At 43.3% G+C, this 19,967-nt stretch carries 16 protein-coding genes; 9 read left to right on the plus strand and 7 right to left on the minus strand.

Going from position 1 to position 19,967, the window contains the following annotated elements; genetic code table 11:
* Positions 1–6 precede the first annotated feature (6 nt).
* Positions 7–435, plus strand: a complete 429-nt coding sequence (gene tsaE / locus GJS45_RS11630; RefSeq protein WP_235954726.1) for a tRNA (adenosine(37)-N6)-threonylcarbamoyltransferase complex ATPase subunit type 1 TsaE — start codon at positions 7–9, stop codon at positions 433–435.
* Positions 432–1,652 (plus strand): alanine dehydrogenase, encoded by a 1,221-nt coding sequence (locus GJS45_RS11635; protein WP_162342016.1) that lies wholly within the window; start codon positions 432–434, stop codon positions 1,650–1,652. The genes tsaE and GJS45_RS11635 overlap by 4 nt, the downstream gene beginning before the upstream one ends.
* A gap of 11 nt (positions 1,653–1,663) precedes the next feature.
* Here the strand turns inward: GJS45_RS11635 and GJS45_RS11640 are convergent, their stop codons facing one another.
* Positions 1,664–2,128 carry a response regulator gene (locus GJS45_RS11640; RefSeq protein ID WP_162342017.1) on the minus strand — a complete coding sequence of 155 codons (465 nt, stop codon included), beginning with the start codon at positions 2,126–2,128 and terminating at the stop codon, positions 1,664–1,666.
* Positions 2,129–2,388: 260 nt separating this feature from the next.
* On the opposite strand from GJS45_RS11640, the gene GJS45_RS11645 reads away from it, so the two are divergent.
* The 5 genes from GJS45_RS11645 (at position 2,389) to GJS45_RS11665 (ending at position 8,161) form a co-directional block, all read left to right on the plus strand.
* Complete coding sequence (locus GJS45_RS11645; protein ID WP_162342018.1) at positions 2,389–3,501, plus strand: ThiF family adenylyltransferase; 1,113 nt, start codon at positions 2,389–2,391, stop codon at positions 3,499–3,501.
* Entirely contained in the window at positions 3,491–4,192 is a 702-nt protein-coding gene (locus GJS45_RS11650) for a hypothetical protein (protein WP_162342019.1), read from the plus strand. The genes GJS45_RS11645 and GJS45_RS11650 overlap by 11 nt, the downstream gene beginning before the upstream one ends.
* Positions 4,189–6,321: a 7TM diverse intracellular signaling domain-containing protein gene (locus GJS45_RS11655; RefSeq protein WP_162342020.1), complete on the plus strand. Its 2,133-nt coding sequence runs from the start codon at positions 4,189–4,191 to the stop codon at positions 6,319–6,321. The genes GJS45_RS11650 and GJS45_RS11655 overlap by 4 nt, the downstream gene beginning before the upstream one ends.
* Positions 6,322–6,327: 6 nt before the next feature.
* Positions 6,328–7,443: a hybrid sensor histidine kinase/response regulator gene (locus GJS45_RS11660; RefSeq protein WP_162342021.1), complete on the plus strand. Its 1,116-nt coding sequence runs from the start codon at positions 6,328–6,330 to the stop codon at positions 7,441–7,443.
* A 172-nt stretch (positions 7,444–7,615) separates the two neighbouring features.
* Positions 7,616–8,161, plus strand: a complete 546-nt coding sequence (locus tag GJS45_RS11665; protein ID WP_162342022.1) for an inorganic diphosphatase — start codon at positions 7,616–7,618, stop codon at positions 8,159–8,161.
* 120 nt (positions 8,162–8,281) lie between these two features.
* Here GJS45_RS11665 and GJS45_RS11670 read toward each other — a convergent pair whose 3' ends face one another.
* The 3 genes from GJS45_RS11670 to sppA all read right to left on the minus strand — a co-directional run bounded on the left by GJS45_RS11670 (position 8,282) and on the right by sppA (position 13,694).
* Positions 8,282–10,912: a valine--tRNA ligase gene (locus tag GJS45_RS11670; RefSeq protein WP_162342023.1), complete on the minus strand. Its 2,631-nt coding sequence runs from the start codon at positions 10,910–10,912 to the stop codon at positions 8,282–8,284.
* A gap of 126 nt (positions 10,913–11,038) precedes the next feature.
* Complete coding sequence (locus tag GJS45_RS11675) at positions 11,039–11,875, minus strand: exonuclease/endonuclease/phosphatase family protein (protein WP_162342024.1); 837 nt, start codon at positions 11,873–11,875, stop codon at positions 11,039–11,041.
* A gap of 61 nt (positions 11,876–11,936) precedes the next feature.
* Complete coding sequence (gene sppA, locus GJS45_RS11680; RefSeq protein WP_162342025.1) at positions 11,937–13,694, minus strand: signal peptide peptidase SppA; 1,758 nt, start codon at positions 13,692–13,694, stop codon at positions 11,937–11,939.
* Positions 13,695–13,773: 79 nt separating this feature from the next.
* On the opposite strand from sppA, the gene folK reads away from it, so the two are divergent.
* Positions 13,774–14,259: a 2-amino-4-hydroxy-6-hydroxymethyldihydropteridine diphosphokinase gene (gene folK / locus GJS45_RS11685; protein ID WP_162342026.1), complete on the plus strand. Its 486-nt coding sequence runs from the start codon at positions 13,774–13,776 to the stop codon at positions 14,257–14,259.
* 15 nt (positions 14,260–14,274) lie between these two features.
* On the opposite strand, the gene fabD is transcribed toward folK, so the two are convergent.
* From fabD to GJS45_RS11700, 3 genes are all read right to left on the minus strand, one after another.
* Positions 14,275–15,153 (minus strand): ACP S-malonyltransferase, encoded by an 879-nt coding sequence (fabD, locus tag GJS45_RS11690; RefSeq protein ID WP_162342027.1) that lies wholly within the window; start codon positions 15,151–15,153, stop codon positions 14,275–14,277.
* A 104-nt stretch (positions 15,154–15,257) separates the two neighbouring features.
* Positions 15,258–15,881 carry a carbonic anhydrase family protein gene (locus tag GJS45_RS11695; RefSeq protein WP_162342028.1) on the minus strand — a complete coding sequence of 208 codons (624 nt, stop codon included), beginning with the start codon at positions 15,879–15,881 and terminating at the stop codon, positions 15,258–15,260.
* Between the two features lie 78 nt (positions 15,882–15,959).
* Positions 15,960–18,698, minus strand: coding sequence for a T9SS type B sorting domain-containing protein (locus GJS45_RS11700; RefSeq protein WP_394366589.1), 2,739 nt, complete (start codon positions 18,696–18,698; stop codon positions 15,960–15,962).
* A 579-nt stretch (positions 18,699–19,277) separates the two neighbouring features.
* On the opposite strand from GJS45_RS11700, the gene GJS45_RS11705 reads away from it, so the two are divergent.
* A complete protein-coding gene (locus GJS45_RS11705) occupies positions 19,278–19,961 on the plus strand; it encodes a succinate dehydrogenase cytochrome b subunit (RefSeq protein WP_162342030.1) in 684 nt (227 codons plus the stop codon).
* Positions 19,962–19,967: the final 6 nt, after the last annotated feature.

The following is a 19,967-nucleotide window of genomic DNA, read 5'->3' on the forward strand; positions in this document are numbered from 1 at the left end:
GATCATTTGGAATCCTGGGAATGCAAACAGTTGGATGAAATTTCAAATTCCGCCGAATTAATCCTAGATTTATGCAGGGATTACACGGTTTGGGTATTCAAGGGGGAGATGGGGGCAGGCAAAACGACCTTGATTAAGGAAATTTGCCACTTGCTGGCGGTAGTAGATCCGGTAAGTAGTCCTACCTTTTCCCTGGTAAATGAATACGAAACCAAAAATGGAGAAATCATCTATCATTTTGACTTTTATAGAATAGAAGACCCTATGGAGGCAATCGAAATAGGCGTGGAGGAGTATTTCTACAGTGGTAATTACTGTTTTGTAGAATGGGCGGAAAAAATTCCTGGTTTTTTGCCCGATACCTTTGCATTAATAGAAATCAAAAAAGGAATGGAAGAAATGAGGCATCTAAGGGTAAAAATCAGCCATCAATGATAACGGGATCAGGATTTTCTGAAATAGCTAAGGAAACGGGAGTGTTTACCCAGGAATCAGTAGCCAGGGTAAAGAAGAAGGGTTCGCAGGTATTAATAGGCATACCCAGAGAGGTAGCCGACCAGGAAAAAAGGGTGGTATTGACTCCGGAAGCAGTTTCCCTGCTGGTTCAAAACGGCCAACGGGTAAAAGTTGAAACCAATGCTGGTAAACTGGCCAAGTTTTCGGATAAGGATTATTCGGAGGCAGGTGCTTCGGTGGTTTATTCCCCTAAGGAGGTATTTGATGCGGACGTGGTTTTAAAAGTAGAGCCACCAACGCTCGAAGAAATCGATTACATGCGCCAGGGCTCCTGCCTGATTTCCGCGCTCCAATTGGGCAAGCAAAAGGCCGCATTTATTCAGGAACTGAATCGAAAAAAGGTAACGGCGGTGGCATTCGAGCACCTGGAAGATAAGGTAGGTGGAATGCCCGTAGTTCGGGCTATGAGTGAGATCGCGGGAAGTACGGTGATGCTCATCGCTGCTGAGTACCTAAGTAGTGTAAGCGAAGGGAAAGGGCTGGTATTGGGAGGTATCACCGGTGTGCCGCCTACTCAGGTGGTGATTATAGGAGCGGGTACCGTGGCAGAATATGCTGCAAGAGCCGCTTTGGGCCTGGGAGCCAATATCAAAATTTTTGATAACCACATTTATAAGTTGCGCAGGATCAAACAAGTCTTGGGACAACAGGTTTTTACATCTACCATCGATAATTTTGTACTAGGGCAGGCCTTAAAGGAATCGGACGTGGTGATCGGTGCGCTTCGGGCGGAAAAAGGTAGACCAAAAGTAGTCGTTTCAGAAGAAATGGTTGCCCAAATGATGGATGGCAGCATTGTTATAGACGTGAGTATTGATCAGGGGGGCTGTATTGCCACTGCAGAAATGACCAATCATAGCGATCCGGTATATGAGAAACACGGGGTGATCCACTATTGTGTGCCGAACATTGCCGCCAGGGTTTCCAGAACAGCTTCTTATTCCTTAAGCAATATTTTCACCCCGATTTTGCTTCAGATGGCAGATTTGGGAGGTGCTGAAGAAATGATTTTCAATTACAAGTGGTTTATGAAAGGAGTCTATACCTACCGGGGTAGCCTCACCAATGCTCATCTGGGGAGAAAGTTTCAAATGGCCCACAAAGAGCTTCAATTGTTACTGGCAGCGAGGTATTAGCCTTGACAGGCTTAGGAGAGTAAGTTCTGTCGGAGTAGAAATTCTAATTGGTCATTGGCCTTGAGCAAACTATCGGTAAGCTGTTTGTTTTCCCGTCTCAGGGAGTAGACCTCAAAAGCATTTTTCACCACGGTACGCAAATAATCCTCTTCCCAGGGTTTGGTCAGGTAATGGTAGACTTTACCTTTATTGATGGCATCAATAACTGCCTGAATATCGGTGTAGCCGGTGAGTAAAATCCGCATGGGATCGGGGTGCATCGGGATAATGGATTCCAAAAAATCCACCCCGTTTTCTTTTGGCATGCGTTGATCGGTAATTATAATATCAATGTCCTGCTGTAATAATATATCCCTCCCCTCATCAGCCGATTCTGCCAGATAGATCTTATAATCCCTCCTAAAAGTAGCCTTAAACGCCTTAAGGTTATTTACCTCGTCATCCACATATAGTATCGTGATCTTGTCTTTTTCCATGCCTTAAATATCGTAATTGCTCTGAAATTTGAAAAGAATAAAAATTTGATTTTTAATTTTAAATAAAATAACGGTCTTTTTCAAATATTATTCATTAGTTTAATCGTAATTTATTTATATTCAAAAGTTTATTTTATAAATTAAGGATTTAAACCTAAAATACAAAAAATAATATAATAAATTAATTCTGTATTTTTGATTGTTTATGAACGCAAAAATATAACTTTACCAATATTATCACCTATTTTAGTCATAAAATTATGGACGACTCAACTGATAAAAATGAGTTAGATCATGCATGGAAACCTGTAATATTATCACCTAGAGACCAGGTGGATAAGGATGTAGTAACAAAACTGAAGGATACAGGTAAAGTAATGTTTTTTGATACTTTTGAACTGCAATTGACCGAGCTGATAAAAACTTCGAATCCCAAAAGGAGTTTGAGCCTAGAGGAGTTGTCGGAGAAGAAGGTGGAATTTTACACTGCTTCTGGCAATAGTGCTCAGGAAAGCGGTAATTGGATATACTATCCCTGGAGGAAAACGCTGGTCCGCATTTTAGAGGAAAAAGACTTTATCCGGTTACGTACCGTCAGAAATAAGTATAAAATTACAGAAGAAGAACAACAGAAGCTTCAGGAGCAGTCTATTGGAGTAATTGGTCTGTCGGTAGGTCAAAGTGTAGCGCTTTGTCTGGCGATGGAAAGATGTTTTGGAGAGTTGCGCATCGCTGATTTTGATACGCTGGATTTGAGTAATATGAATCGGATCCGTACAGGTCTATTTAATCTGGGACTGAAAAAGTCCTGGATTGTGGCCAGGGAAATTGCGGAAATAGATCCCTACTTGAAAGTCAGTCTGTTTAATGACGGCATTTCTGAAGCAAATTTGGAGGAATTTCTTACCTGGAACGGAAAGAAACTAGATTTACTGATCGAAGAATGCGATAGCTTGCCGGTAAAAATCCAAAGTAGAATGAAAGCAAAAAGTTTGGGTATACCGGTAATAATGGATACCAGTGATAGGGGAATGATGGACATAGAACGATTCGACAAGGAGCCGGAAAGGCCCATTTTTCATGGCCTTTTAGCCGATTTTGGTAAGGAAGCCGATTTAATAGCAAAGCTTCCGGATAAAGGTAAGGACATTATGATGGCATTGTTGCAATTTGATAACCTATCCCAACGGGTACAGTACAGTTTTTCGGAACTTGGAAAATCCATAACTTCCTGGCCTCAACTTGCCTCCTCGGTTGTGTTGGGAGGAGCGGCTTGCTGCCATTATGCCAGAATGATACTACTCGGGCTACCCGTAGCATCCGGAAGGTTTTATGTTGATTTGGACCAAATAATCAATCTGAATGAAGGTTAGAGTTAGGATAGTCAGGGCTATTGACGACATTGAAGCCACGGAAAAATATATATTTGGGCATCATAAGGTCCTGGAGTCGTACGGGATTACAAAAGTGACTTCTGCGGATCGTTCCTGGGCCTTGAATCCGCACGTTTACCTGATTTTGTTTGAGTCCATGGAGGATTTGAGAATTTTGGGTGGCGGACGAATTCAGCTCAGAACCGAAAACTTTCCCCTTCCTTTTGAACTGGCAATAAGAGAAATTGATCCTCAAATCAATGATTACCTTTCGGAATTTAAGGATTTGGAGGTGGCCGAATATTGCGGATTGTGGAATAGCCGGGAGGTCGCCGGATACGGGATAGGTAGCATTTACCTGGTGAGGGTAGGAATTGCGATTCTTCCGCAGTTGAATCTGAAAAAACTCTTTGGACTGAGTTCGCCTGTGACCCTGAGTATTTCCAAAAGTGTCGGATACCAGGTGATTTCCATTTTAGGAGACAATGGTTCCTTTTACTACCCTAAAGAGGGGCTCATTGCCACTGCGTTAGAAATTAACGATATTAACGAGCTTTCACACGCTCAGGATACTGAAAGATCCTATATTTTTGATTTAAGAAAAAAAATAAATTTCAATACGATCGAAAGTGGTCCGAAAGGGGAGATGGAATTGCAGTTTGAACTACAGATACCAAAGCCTGATAAATGAAACATTTATACAATTACCTCAGGAGTATAGGTTTGTCCCTGTTTCTGATTTTGTTCGTTACCCTACCGATTATCTATTATTTGGGAGTCTTTAGCCAGGATGAGGGCATGCGTTTCCAGAATTTCAGTTATTTCACTGCTGAGGAGGATTTTACTTATTCCTCATTAGAGAGGGAATTGTTTGATAAAGAAGCCTTTCAAAACATCGATTTGGGGGTTTTGGAAGAAGATTTGTACGTAAAAATGGATTTGAACGAAATAGATGGACTCATTCAAGACAGTCTCTATGTGGTTGAAATCAGTAATCCTTCATTTCGAGAGGTAGAATTGCTTCGTTTTAATGCTTTGGGTGAAATCACCTCCCGAAATAGGGCAGGAACCGGATTTTCAAAAACGAATCCCTTAAAGAACCCTAATCCGTTCTTTAGAATTATTCCGGGTGAAGAACGCAGTTCCACCCTGGTTTTTAAAATCAGATCCAGCGTTCCAGTAGAATTTGATGTTTCGATTTCTCCCTCCATTATTTTTTTTCAAAATTACAGCCTGCGACTGATTATCATCAGCACCTATTTTGGGATCATGATCGCTTTATTTTTGTATAATCTGATCCTCTATTTTTCTGTCAAGGATAAAGTTTATCTTTTTTATTGTTTTTACATTCTTTTTATCGCCCTGGCCCAACTGTCGCTGTCGGGGTATTCGTATTTTTTCCTGATGGAAAATGCCTTTCTGTATGAGGTAAGTATCATTGGATTTACAGCGCTTTCGAGCATCTTCGTCATTCCTTTCATTCAATTGTTTTTAAAAACGGATGTCTATATCCCCAAATACGATAAATTTCTTTACCTTATTCCATTATCATACGTATTAGCCCTGATCTTTAGGGTTTTTGGATTTGTTCAGTGGAGTTATTCCCTGACGGACCTTAATGGGATGGTATTGGCCATTTGTTTTTTTTCCATTGGGATAATCGCCGCCAGAAAGGGGTATCGGTCTGCCTATTTTTTCTTGCTGGCCTGGAGTTTTTTACTTTTTGGTTTAGTGGTATTCATCCTGCATAATCAGCGTGTCATTGATTTGGGTTCCTATGCTAATTTCCCGCTGTTGGCAGGTACCGCAATCGAAGCCTTGTTACTTTCCTTTGCATTGGCTGACAAGATCAATTTATTAAAAAAGGAAAAGGAACACGAGCAGCTGGACAAATTGGAAGCGCTGAAAGAAAACGAGCGCCTTATTAAAGAGCAGAATCTTTATTTGGAGGAAATGGTAAAATCCAGGACCGAAGAATTGGAAAAAACGCTGAAAAACTTGCAAAATACTCAAACACAGCTCGTCAATCAGGAAAAAATGGCATCCTTAGGTCAGCTAACCGCCGGAATTGCCCATGAAATTAATAACCCAATTAATTTCGTGAGTTCCAATATTTCTCCCTTAAAACGGGATCTGAAAGATATTTTGGAATTAATGGAAACCTACCGGGAGAAAGGAAAAGAGGAGTTTACTGAAGAAACCAAATCTGAAATTGAAGAGTTGGAGGAGGACATTGAAATCGAATACCTGTTGGAGGAAGTCGAACAGTTGCTCAATGGCATGGAAGATGGTGCCAGGCGGACCGTTGAAATCGTACGGGGGCTGAAGTTGTTCTCCAGAGTGGATGAACAGGATGTTAAAAAAGTCGATTTGCATGACGGTATCGACAGCACCTTGATTCTATTGAACAGCAACATGTCCGGGAGGATTAAATTGACGAAGAATTATGGGTCGATTCCCATGGTAGAATGCCTGGCAGGGAAAATTAACCAGGTTTTTATGAACATTATTAGTAATGCCATCCATGCCCTTATGGATCATCCCATCGAAGGCAGAGAACCCGAACTTACCATCAGTACGGCTTTCGAAAACCAACGGGTGATCATCAAAATCCAGGACAATGGACCGGGTATGCCCCCGCATGTAAAGGACAAAATATTTGAACCTTTCTTTACAACCAAGGCGGTTGGAAAAGGAACGGGGCTGGGTTTGTCCATTGTGTACACGATTATCGAAAACCATAAGGGTACTTTAAAAGTTGATTCAGAAGAGAATGTAGGGACTATTTTTATAATTGATTTACCGATAGATCAAAAATAACAGCTGATGAAACAGAAAATCAATGTGCTGTACATTGATGATGAAGATAATAATCTGAATTCGTTTAAGGCAGCATTGAGAAGGGAGTTTAAAGTCTATACCGCACTGGATGCAGAAGAAGGACTGGAAATAGCCAGAACCAAAGAAATTGAAGTGGTCATTGCCGATCAGCGGATGCCAGGCCTTACGGGAGTGGAGTTTTTTGAAAAACTGGTAGAGATTAATCCGGATCCCATTCGCATATTGCTAACGGGCTATTCGGATATTTCCAGCGTAATTGATGCCATTAATAGGGGGGAAGTATACCGGTTTATCGATAAGCCCTGGAATCTGGAACAAATCAAAAATGCGATAATCAATGCTGCCGAAATTTATTTTGCGCGAAAAGAGCTAAAGGAAAAAAACCAGCGTTTGCAAAAGCTGCACTCCGAGATGAACCAGTTTGTTTATAGTCTTTCTCATGAACTCAGAGGCCCATTGATGAGCATTTCCGGTATTTCCAAGCTGGCAAAAACGGAAGTCCTCGAACCGGGAATTATAGAATATTTTGAAATGATCGACTCGGCTACCCTAAAACTAGACGATTTTATTTATAAAATGCTGGACTTTTACCGGTCTACCAAAATCGAGAATAAAGTAGTACCCATAAATTTCAAAGATATCCTGGATCAATTAGTAACGGAATATAAAGAAAAATGGGACTTGAATTTACTTGAAATGAAGCTCGATGTAGCCCAGCAAGGGTTATTCTATTCAGACGAGTCAAAAATACGGGTGATCATCAATAATCTTTTTAGTAACGCATATAAGTTTCAAAAAGAAGGTGAAAAAGGGTGGATTCGAATCAAAATTAAAGCGGGTACCAAAAATGCGAATTTGGAAGTGGCCGATAATGGAATTGGAATCGAAGAAAAACATCAAACCGACGTGTTTAACCTGTTTCATCGTGCCACCCAGCGCAATGTAGGCTCCGGGTTGGGGTTGTATATGGTGAAAGAATCTGTAGAGCAACTCAAGGGAAATGTAATCCTTTCCTCCGATGTGGGTAAGGGTACGGTGATTTGCGTGGACTTACCCAACCTGGGAGCCCCCGAATCAGATACACCTGAAGCAGATCGGTAGCAATTATCTTCATTTGAATTAATTCAAAGGGGTTTTTGGTGAAAATAGACTTCCTAAGTACTGGCTTCAATATTAATATTGGTTGTCCTGAAATTTTATCCGGTTTACTTTGTTGACCGGCAAAATGGAGCTAATTTGCATGCTCAATAATGTTAATTAAATTGTTTTTTATATGATTAATCCTTGGCATGATGTCAGCATAGGTGAAGATTCTCCAGAATACGTAATGGGAGTAATAGAAATTCCCAAAGGGAGTAAGGGAAAATACGAATTGGACAAAAAATCCGGAATGTTATTGCTCGACAGGGTGCTTTTTTCTGCGGTTCATTATCCGGCTAATTATGGGTTTATACCCCAAACCTTTTGCGAGGATCACGATCCGCTGGATATCTTGATCATTTCCCAAATCGACATTCCATCCATGACGTTGGTGAAGGCAAAAGTCATAGGAGTAATGCGAATGGTAGACGGGGGAGAAGCCGATGATAAGATTATTGCCGTAGCTGCGGACGACCAATCGGTCAACTACATAGACGATATTTCAGAGTTGCCTCCCCATTTGATGAAGGAAACGCACCGTTTTTTTGAAGATTATAAAAAGCTGGAAAACAAAGAAGTAAAGGTGGAGGATTTTCTAGGTAAGAAAGATGCCATGAGAATCATCAATGATGCGATCGCCCTTTACGACCGAACCATTAGACCTATAAAAAATAAATAAGTAATCGGAACCACCTATTTTAAGAAGTATTATTTTGAAGAGCAGGCATTTACCGGCTCTTTTTTTGTAATCATTCACGACGCAACTTGCCCCTTTTCCTTTGATTTTACATCGTTATGGTTAGTTTTCTAATTTCTTCAAACTTTCCTCCAGTGCTTTCACCTTAGACTGAGCATCTGCCATTTTTTTCTTTTCTTTTTCCACTACCGCTTCCGGGGCGTTGGAAACAAATTTTTCGTTGGCCAGCTTTTTCGAAACGGAATTCAAAAACCCTTTGGTGTAATCTAATTCTTTCATCAGGTCTTCCTTTTCTTGCGCCAGATCTATTTCCTCCTCCAGTGGAACGTAGATCTCATCCGCCTTCACTACAAAGCTGACGGCATTTCCTTCGGGATCACTAAAATCTATGTCCGAAATAGTGGCCAATTTTTTTATGATTTCTTCAAATCGGGTATACAGACCTTGCGTTTCCGTGTGAATGTATAGTTGCAAAGGCAGCTTGGGGGAGAGTCCCTTCGATGCGCGGATATTTCTGATCTGTGAAATTACTTCAAAAATCTGTTGTGCCTCGGAAACAATTTGTCCGTCATAGGGACTGCTTTTTGGCCATGGAGAAAGCATGATTGCTTCTCCCTCTCTCCGCTCTCCAATTTGCTGCCAAAGTTCTTCCGTAATAAAGGGCATGAAAGGGTGGAGAATTTTCAATAAATCCTCGAAAAAAGCAACGGTGCGTGCTTTTGAGTGAGCATCTATTGGTGCCTGGTAGGCAGGCTTTATCATTTCCAGATACCAGGAGCAGAAGTCATCCCAAACCAATTTATATACCGTCATCAGGGCATCAGAGATCCGGAACTTTTCAAAATGGTCAGTGAGCTCCGCCAATGACTGCTGAAATTTACTTTCAAACCAGGCGATAGCGGTTTCGTTTGTAGGATTTGGGTTGGAGGTTACTTCCCATCCTTCGATCAGTCTGTAGGCATTCCAGATTTTATTGCAAAAGTTTCTGCCTTGCTCCACTAATTTTTCATCAAAAGGCAAGTCATTGCCCGCAGGGCTGCTAAACAACATGCCTGTCCGTACCCCGTCAGCGCCATAGGTAGCTATCAGGGCGAGAGGGTCCGGAGAATTACCCAGCGATTTAGACATTTTCCTACCCAACTTGTCCCGTACGATTCCGGTCAGGTAAACGTTCCTAAATGGTTTTTCACCGGTATATTCGTAGCCTGCAATAATCATTCTGGCTACCCAGAAAAACAATATTTCCGGGGCAGTTACCAGATCATTAGTCGGGTAATAATAAGCAAGATCCTGGTTCTTTTTGCCCGTTTTGAAGAAATCAGGATCAAAGACGGAAATGGGCCACAGCCAAGACGAAAACCAAGTGTCCAGTACATCTTCGTCCTGCTTTAAATCTTCCTTGGTAAACTTTTCATTAAACGTATCCCTGGCAAGGGTAAGGGCTTCTTCAGGACTATTGGCAACGACATACTCCCCATTGGGTAGGTAATAGGCCGGAATTCGGTGGCCCCACCAAAGTTGGCGAGAAATGCACCAGTCTCGTACATTTTCCATCCAGCTCTTATACATGTTTTTGAACTTGGGAGGGAAAAGCTGAACCGTATCGTCCATCACCGCCTTCAGGGCTGGTTGGGTGATTTCTTCCATTTTCAAGAACCATTGCAGGGAAAGCCTCGGTTCGATGACGGCATCGGTTCGCTCGGAATGCCCCATGTTGGAAGCATAGGCCTCCTCCCGGGTCAGCTGTCCGGCCTCCTTGAGTAGTTTCGCTATTTTTTTTCGGGCAACAAAACGGTCTTCGCCGATCAAAATAGTGGCTTTTTCATTCAAAGTCCCATCATCGTTCAAAATGTCAATGACTTCTAATTTGTGCTTTAAGCCAATTTCATAATCGTTGATATCGTGTGCGGGCGTGATTTTAAGACACCCGGTTCCAAACTCTGGATCCACGTATTCATCTTCGATGATCGGAATCGCCCGGTCGATCAAGGGAATCAATGCTTTTTTTCCTTTTAGATGGCGGTACCTACTGTCCTCCGGGTGGATGCATATGGCAACATCTGCCATGATGGTCTCCGGACGGGTGGTGGCTATGGTCAGCGACTCGTCCGAACCCTCAATTTTATAGGCAATATGGTAAAGGGTTGATGGCACTTCCTTAAAAATAACTTCATCGTCGGAAAGGGCCGTTTTTCCTTTGGGATCCCAATTGACCATTCGGATTCCCCTATAGATTTTTCCTTTCTGATGTAAATCTACAAATACATTGGTAACGGCTTCGCTCAAGGAGGGGTCCATGGTGAATCGGGTTCGGTCCCAGTCACAGGAAGCTCCTAATTTTTTTAGTTGCTCCAGGATAATCCCCCCGTATTTTTCTTTCCATTCCCAGGCATGGTCTAAAAAAGCTTCCCTACTGATGGATTTTTTCTCGATTCCTTTCTCTTTCAACATCGCCACTACTTTGGCTTCAGTAGCTATGGAAGCATGGTCCGTCCCCGGCACCCAGCAGGCGTTTTTACCTTCCATCCGTGCTTTTCGAATCAGGATGTCCTGAATGGTATTGTTAAGCATGTGGCCCATGTGGAGCACACCGGTTACATTAGGCGGTGGTATGACAATGGAATAAGCCTCCCGTTGATCATCCGGTTCGGAATGAAACATGCCGTGATCCATCCAGTATTGGTACCATTTGGATTCAGAGCTTTGGGAGTCGTATTTGGTAGAAAGTGACATGCTGATTTATTTTAGGGGGCAAAAATAATACAAAAAAGGCTGAAGGTATACTTTTTCACCTTCTGAATTCCAAAAAATCCACCAATTGAGCGGATCCAGGGCAGGCACTGTCTAGCGCCGCCTTAGCTATTTCAGATGGGCCAGTAGCGGGAAATGTGCGCTTGGTGATATTTTGCCGCAATTAAAACCACCAGGGACAAGTTGCTCAACGGAAAAATCAGCATTGAAAAAAACAGTTCCGATGCTCTTTTCCGGATAGAAGGCCCTAAGAAGCGGAAAGGAAATTCCTCTGGTACCGGAATGGGGAGGGGAGTACGACTGGTCTTCGTCGTTTTGAATGGTGTCCTCTATTGAGTTCTGGTAGGCAGGGTTGTATTCCTCTCCATTGAAATCTCCTGTCAGGATGCAGGGCAGGTGCTCCTTATTTATCTCGGTGATTTTTTCATGTAGTCGCTTTTTACTTTCCTCTATGGCAGATGGATCGATGGGATGGTAGTGCACGTTAAACACATAAAATAATTCATCGCTTGACGTTTTGAATTTACCCCAGGAGCAGGTTCTGTTAAGTGCGACATCCCCGCCATTCACAGGTTTTTCCGGAGTCGGAGCAAGCCAGAACGTCCCCCTATCTAAAAGCTGAAATTTTTCAGGATTGTAAAAAACGGCACAAGAATCTCCAGATTCCCTGCCTTCACCTATGGAAGGGAAATCGAGGTCCCTGTTAAAGTCTTCCACCTGCGTGTACAAGCCTCCGTTTCTTCCGATAATATCCATTTCGTGGATTCGGATCAGGTTAATAAGCTGAGAGACCCGATCTTCCCAGAGATTGCCTGAATCAGATGGGATGTCCAACCTGACATTGTATGTAGCGATGGAATCCGATTCCTGAGCCCATAGTCCGGTGATCTTTAAATAGGGGAGCAGCAGCAAGAACAGGTAATATTTTGATAAGGGGAATGACATGGATAAAGTGAGATGTATACCGGTATTTTAATTGCTTAGGTTGTTGATGATTTAGATTTAATTAGTCAATCTCCAGTAAGAATGGGAGGATGGCCATTCTCCCTTCCAGTCTTTTCATTCGTTCCATCATCTGGAATACCTCGTAGGAAGCCCCATATTTTACGCGATTGTAGGTGCTTTGTACATCGGTGCCAAAGTCGGACAGAAGTTGTTCCAGCAGGGTTTTTTGTTTGGGATAAAGAACGACCCGATAATCATCTTCCAGACCGGCCTTTTGAGCCGCGATGAGAATGGCATCTTCGAAGCCGCCGATGACATCTACCAGGCCAATCGTTTTGGCCATGGATCCGGACCAAACCCTGCCACCGGCAATGGCAATGACTTCCTCCCGGCTCATTTCTCGGCCATCAGCCACGCGTTGAATAAACGTATCGTAGCCTTCCTCCACCTTTTTTTGCATGATGGCTTTTTCTTCTTCGGACATGGCCTTGGTAGGGTTCAGGAAGTCGGAATAAGTCCCGGTGCTGACCACATCAGTCGTAATTCCTAGTTTGTTGTTGAGTAGTCCCTGTGTATTAAATAGAATGCCAAAAATACCAATAGAACCCGTAATGGTATTGGGCTGCGCTACAATGGTATCGGCTGGTGCGGCCAGGTAATAGCCACCGGAAGCGGCATAGTTAGACATGGATGCGATGAGGGGTTTTTCCTTTTGCGCTTCGGATAATTCCCTCCAGAGTACTTCGGAAGCTACTACGGAGCCTCCAGGAGAATTTATTCGTAATACGATGGCTTTTACGTCCTCGTTTTTTCGTGCTTTTCGGATTTCCTTCAGGAAGAGGTCTGAACTGATCTGGTCTGGATTTTGGCCACCAACGATCTCACCATCCGCCATGATTATCGCTATTTGATTCCGGGAAAGCCTGTTTTTCTCTTTCGCTGTCTGATTGATTCCGCTTATATTTATACTATTGATATCTTCCTCTTCTTCCAGGCCCAGCTTTTCTCGGAGCCTTCCTTTGACCTGATCGTCGTACCAAAGAGCATCTATCAATCCCAGGGTAACGGCATCCTGGCTGGTGCGAACGGACATATTGTCGTTGATTTCCTGAACGGTTTCCAGCTCCAGTGAACGGCTTTCTGCCACTTCCTTCACGACTACCTGATTCAGGTCTTCTAAGTAAACGCTTGTTTGCAAGCGGTTTTCCTCACTCATCTTTTCCAGGATGAAGGGTTCAATAGCACTTTTAAATTCCCCCACCCGGAATATCACCGGTTCTACTTCGATTTTATCCAGCAGGCCCTTTAGGAAAATGGGGTTGGCGGAAAAGCCATTAAACTCCAGATCGCCGATGGGATTGAGGTAAATTTCGTCCGCTACGGAACATAGGAAATAGCCCGTTTCTGAAAAATATTCGCCATAAGCGACGATAAATTTTCCACTTTCTTTAAATGATTTTAATGCATTTCGAATTTCGAGGATGTGCGATTGACCGGCGGAAAGAATGCCGCTTTCCAGGTAGATCCCTTTGATATCCGAATTTTCTTTGGCCGTTTCAATGGCACGGATGACCTGATTTAGTCCAACATTGGAAACATTTCCAACGAAAGGTAAGGGAGGTAGGGACATGTCGTCCTCCGGAGCTTGTTCTACCAGCACTACGCCATTTAAATTAAGGTGAAGGAGTGAATTTTCTTCTACTTCTATTTCACCAGAACCGGCACTGACGGCGATGATTCCCGCCATAATAAAAAAGGCAAGGACCCAAAAAACCAGCATTCCGACGATCACCGCTAAAACGTTGCTTAAAAATTTCATAGACACCCTCTGTTTTAGTAAGTTCCAAAAATAACCTATTTTTGCCAAAACTGCGTATTTTGAATTAATTAAATTGGTTATGCATACAGTGGTTCTGGGCTTGGGTGGAAATGAGGGCGACAGGCTGTTTTTATTGAATGAAGCAGTAAATGGGTTGCTACAAGAGATGAAGTTAGTGCGCGCTTCAGCTATTTACGAAACAGAAGCCTGGGGAGGGGAATCACTTAGCCCTTATCTAAATCAGGTACTGGTGCTCCAAACAAAAATGGATCCTGAGGAAACCCTCGCATGTATCCAGCAAATAGAGGGGCACCTGGGTAGAAAAAGGGAAACTAAATGGGGGGACCGGACCATGGATATCGATATCCTTTATTTTGATGAAGCGGTTATCCATTCAGAGGTATTGCAGGTACCCCATCCTCAGTTGAGCTTTCGAAAGTTTGTATTGGTGCCTTTGGCAGAGGTACTGCCCGAGTATATTCACCCGTTGGAAAAAAGAAGCAATAAAGAACTACTGAAAAGGTGTAAGGATCCGTTAACCGTCGGTGTCTATTCCGACGGTTAATGGTTTGGTTTCGATCTACTCCATTGAGTCGACTTCGGCTTCTTTGTGTATTTTTTTAACCAACCCCTGGAGGACCTTTCCGGGTCCGCATTCGATAAATTTCACTGCGCCATCTTGCACCATTTGCTGCACAGATTGTGTCCATTTGACAGGTGCTGTGAGCTGTGCAATAAGGTTTCTTTTGATGGTTTCCACATCCTTTACGGCAGTAGTGCTAACGTTCTGGTAAATGGGACAATTAGGAGTTGAAAAAAGTGTGGAATGGATGGCTGATTCGAGCTTGACCCGGGCTGGTTCCATCAGTGGCGAATGAAAAGCACCGCCTACAGGTAGTGGAAGGGCTCGTTTCGCCCCGGCAGCTTTCATTTTCTCACAGGCGATTTGTATTCCTTCCAGGCTTCCCGAGATGACTAGCTGCCCGGGACAGTTGTAATTAGCAGGAACGACTACTTGTCCTTCAATCGAGGAACAAATGGCTTCTACCTGTTCATCGGGCAGTCCGAGAATGGCTGCCATGGTGGACGGGTTAATTTCACAAGCCTCTTGCATGGCCAGTGCCCGCTGATGGACCAACCGTAATCCATCTTCAAACCGCAAGGCCTTATTGGCCACCAATGCGGAAAATTCACCCAGGGAGTGCCCGGCAACCATGTCAGGCTGGAATTTCTCAGATGTCAAGGCTGTTATTACCGAATGAAGGAACACCGCTGGCTGGGTGACATTGGTTTGTTTCAAGGCATCGGCAGTACCTTCAAACATGATATCTGTAATCTTGAAATCTAAAATTTCATTGGCCAGTTCAAATAGTTTTTTTGCTTCGGGTTTTTGGGTGTACAGTTCTTTTCCCATTCCTGGATACTGGGCTCCCTGGCCCGGAAATACGTAAGCTACCATGATAAAAGGCGGTTTTGTTGGTTAAGGGTACAAAGGTAATCAAAAAATTAAGGCAGCTTCAACCGATGGTCCGAAGCTGCCTTAAAATCAATTCGCTTAGCTGCTTAATTTTCGAAAAACTGCACCTGGCCTGTTTCTACATCGTAAACGGCTCCTACCACCATTATTTCACCCTTTTTTTCCAGGTTATTGATGATCGGACTTCGTTCCCTAATTTCTTCCATCGCCTCGAGCACATTAAAGGTAGCCACTTTCTCTATGAAAACCGGATCGTCTGTGGCCCCATTGGACTCTTTTGTAGCCCTGTCTAGTGCTGGCTTGATTTTATGCAGAAGTGCCGTTATGTTTCCGTCTTTCACCTTTTTACAGGCACTGGTAACGGCACCACATTTGGTATGCCCCAATACCAATACCAATTTCGAACCAGCGTATTTCACTGCATATTCCATGCTACCCAAAATATCTTCGTTGACGACATTACCGGCTACCCTGGCACTAAAAATATCACCTAATCCCTGGTCAAAGATCAACTCCGCAGATGTTCTGGAGTCGATACAACTCAACACAACCGCGAAGGGCCATTGGCCATCCCGGGTCTCGTTGACCATTTGGAGCAGGTTTTTATTGGTGCTCAGATTGCTGATAAATCGTTTATTCCCCTCCTTTAAAAAAGTCAGCGCATCTTGTGGGGAAAGGCTATCTTGGGTCGTTTTAGTATGGGCTTTCATAAAATCCTTGTTACTTTATCGGTCTAAAATTTAATTAAATTGATTTTTTTCAATAACCACTAAATTAGTGATTTTGCGTTATTTCATCAACTGAATAGTACCTTTACTTTTCTTTTGGCGAAGGTTTTCATCCAACACATTGAAGTAAACGGTCGCTTCATAGTAATAGGTTCCTGATGGCAAGTCATTGCCTTCCGTATCCCTGCCATCCCAATTAATGTAAATATCGTTTTCAGTTGCCAGCGTGCTGTTATAGGAATGTACCAAGGTACCCCAGCGATTGTAAATATTGATTTCTACCGCCTCCACAAATCGAGGACACTTGTCATACGGGTTGTCAAATGCCTGAAAGGTGTCATTAATATTATCCCCATTAGGAGTAAATACATTGGGTAATTCATAATTAGGGCAATTGTCTATGCAAACGACGTTGCTGGGTTCACTTTCATTACCAGATCTGTCGACTGCCGTGATGTAATAGCAACCCTTCAATTCCATCAGTCCTTCAATGCGGGTTTCCATTTGAATTACCGGAACAGTTGATACCAAATTAAACGTTCCATCTTCACCGGTGTTGGAAAAGTATATGCGATAACCGTTTAGCTCCGAATCACATTCCCCGGTAAAATCGGGTTCCCAACTCAGGTCGTGGTAAAAATCACTAAAATTACATGGTTTGTCCGCTAAGAAATCAGTGCATTCGGGGCCCTCATAGCTCAGTACCGGAGGACAGGGAAGCCGGTCGTCATCAGGCCGGGCACACACGATTTGGGAATTGTTTGCCAATGGATATTCCAGAATATCCAGGTTGTAACTCCCGTTTGTTACCACGTAATAGCAATACTCCTTTTCGGTATCCAGCGGAATGCCATTATGACTACCGTCATCCAGGTAAACAAACCCATCTTCCGTTACATTTACTTCTGCTATAAGCGTGAAATTTTCAGTGTCTTCACCCGCTGCATCGGTACGGTTTCGGTATACCAAATGGGGAAAACTTGCATCCTCGTTGTTCCACGGAACCTGAAATTCCCATTGAAGTTCGATGGCTTCATTGATGATCGTAGGATCAACTCTAACCGAAGAAGCAACACTGCTGGTATCTATTTTTTCCCCATCCGAAAGGAGGATGACTTTGTAGTTATAGACCAGATTTTCGGTATTTAACTGACTATCCCTAAATACGGTATCGGAAGTGGTAATCAATGATGTGGTGCTACTTGTTCCGGCAAAACCCTGATTACGAATTAGCTCATACGTAAAAGGTCCCGGATAGATGTCGGTATCAATATCGTACGGTGGAGTCCATCTCACCAGGATTTCACCGGACTCTGAGCTGGTTTCTTCTACGCTCACATTGGTAATCAAGGGTACGTCCACGTCTACGGTAATACATATTTCTTCAGAAACGTAACTTTCACCCGATCTGGGAGAAGGAAAGGCAGCTACCAGGCGGTAGCAGTAGGTATTGCCTGGACTTAATCCCATCCCCTGGTTGGTATCCTGAAAATCAAACGTTTCCATGTTCGTCTCTCCTACCAGCGTATATCCCTCGCGAATGCCCGTTTCACAGGAATCAGGCTCATAGGGGTCGCTGTTGATCCTGCGCCAGACCTGCATGGTTTCGGCTGCATTAGAGCAAACATAGGGATCCCATTCCAGAAGAGCTGAGCGGCCTTGCTGCTGCTCGATGGCATAAGGTGTGGGGGGAGGGGCCACTACCGTGATATTCCAGGTTTGAATATCCACTAATGCAGGTCCCGAATCCGGCTGATCCTTTATCCGGACGCGGACTTGATACGTTCTTGCCCTAACATGATTACATACCGTCTGCCATTCAAAACTAATAATACCAGGCGAGGGTTGGAACGTCGATTCGGGACTGTATGAAGCTGGTGAAGAGGTGATTTCTACCGGATCCCCAAAGACTTCAATCATGATTGGGTCCCCATCCGGATCCATTCCCTGGAAGATTTCAGTGATCTCGGTACCTGCTTCTACACAGATGTCCTCAGGCATGATCAATTCGGGCCTTCGATTATCCGTATTTTCAATGATGATCTGCATGTCCCGTAGTACATAACCTATGCGCTGCCATTCTCCTGCCACCATGCGCCATTCCTCAATTCGAAAAGCCACATTGTATTGACCTGCGATTCCGGGGGCATCCCAGATCAGGTCGCCCGTGACGGGGTCCAGTTCCAGAAAAGGAGGGGTGGTACCGTCCTGCCGTGTAAAGCTAAATTCTCCCGAAGCCGGGCTCCGGTAATTATTAACTTCTCGTTGGAAAGCTTGTTTCGGGACATCCAAAACGTATGCGAGGCTATCCCCGTCCGGATCATAAGCTCCCGGATTGTGGATGTAGGTTTGATTTACCGCACCATTATCTACCGGAGCGATGGTGAGTATGGGGGAATTATTGACACCTAAAAATGGATCAATGCTGATCATGGTCTCTATATAAAAAGGAGTGTCCACCGACTGGTCCATGTTTAAGGTGTTGGCGTTTCGGTTAAATTCCATAAACCGAATGGTATAATTGCCGGGACCCTGGTACGTATGGGTGATCACAAAAGTGTTTTTCTCGATATTGTTTCCAAGGTTCTCAACCTCTGTGATGTCACTTTCTGTGTTAAGGACTTCTGAGCGGCCATCGCCAAAATCGATCTCCCCCGGACCAAAAACAACTGTAGATCGGGTATCCGTATATCCCACCACTGTGATCCGGTAGGTCAGCGTTTGGGTGGAAATTCTTTCAGCAATGATTTCCCCAGCCCGGATGTGGGTGGCCTGGGAGGTGGTAACCGAGGCAATCATGAGGACAAAAAGCCCCACAATAAACGGAACGTATTTCATTATTTCGGTGGATTTGCGCAAGTTAATCCGAGGTTGATTTCCAATCATTAGGGTTACGTTTATACAAAGTCTCTTTTACGCTAATGCAGGGATATACCAACAAAACGTTTTTATTTTTTCAATGGTTACCCTAAATTATATCTTTCTTAGGAATATTTCATTTTCCGGACGATATTATTACCCATTGCCCTCCCGATCTGGCAAGGACAGGAGAACCTTCTGTATGCAATGTGCTGTCTATTGATCCATGCTAAATCCCGAAATGCCAGGTAACGGGATTCTGGTGTCTGTTGTCTCAAAAGTAAACGTTTGAAGACGTACATCCTCTCCCCCAAACCCTTTAACGCTTCATTGCGGAAGTTTATATATTTTATCAAACAAAGAAACCTAGCTACTGGTTAATTCTACAGTTAAATTTAAGCGATTTATTTAGAACTATTTAAAATAAGAGCATTGATTGTGGTTTGATTGTTTACTATTGAATCCAAATGTAAATTTGGATCGAATAATTTAGATCAGACCGTAATAACGAAAAATTCTATGAGTTGGGTATCCAAAACCTTGAATAGTACACTTGGCAAGAAATTATTAATGGCCCTTACCGGCTTATTCCTTATTTTGTTTTTGGTGGTTCACTTAGCCGGAAACCTGCAATTACTTCTTCCAGACGATGGGAAAGCCTTTAATATTTACGCAGAAACAATGGCTTCCAACCCGTTGATCCGGGTGGTAGGGATTTTGAATTTTGGCTTTATCGCGTTACATGCTATCTATTCTGCCATCTTGACCCGACATAATAAAAAATCAAGGCCAGTGGGATATGCGGTTACAAACGCCTCTGCTAATAGCGGCTGGAGTTCCAGAAATATGGGTATTTTGGGAACCCTCATTCTCATATTTATTTTGGTACACCTACGAGGTTTTTGGTATGAGTTTAAGTTTGGTGAAATTCCATATGTGACGTATGACGGCGTGACTTACAAAGATGGTTACACGATAGTTGCGGCTGCCTTTGAAAACATTTTGTATGTTATTTTTTATGTGGTAAGTATGGGCGTATTAGCTTTTCATTTATCTCATGGGTTTGCCAGTGCCTTCCAGACGCTTGGCATTAATCACAGCAAGTACACTCCCTTCATCAAGAAATTGGGATTGGGGTTTGCCATTATTGTTCCGGCGTTATTTGCACTAATACCTATCATCATGTTTTTACAAAACAATTAAGGTGAC

The sequence above is a fragment of the Cyclobacterium salsum genome, assembly GCF_010119245.1.
In the GTDB taxonomy this organism is placed as follows: Bacteria; Bacteroidota; Bacteroidia; order Cytophagales; family Cyclobacteriaceae; genus Cyclobacterium; species Cyclobacterium salsum.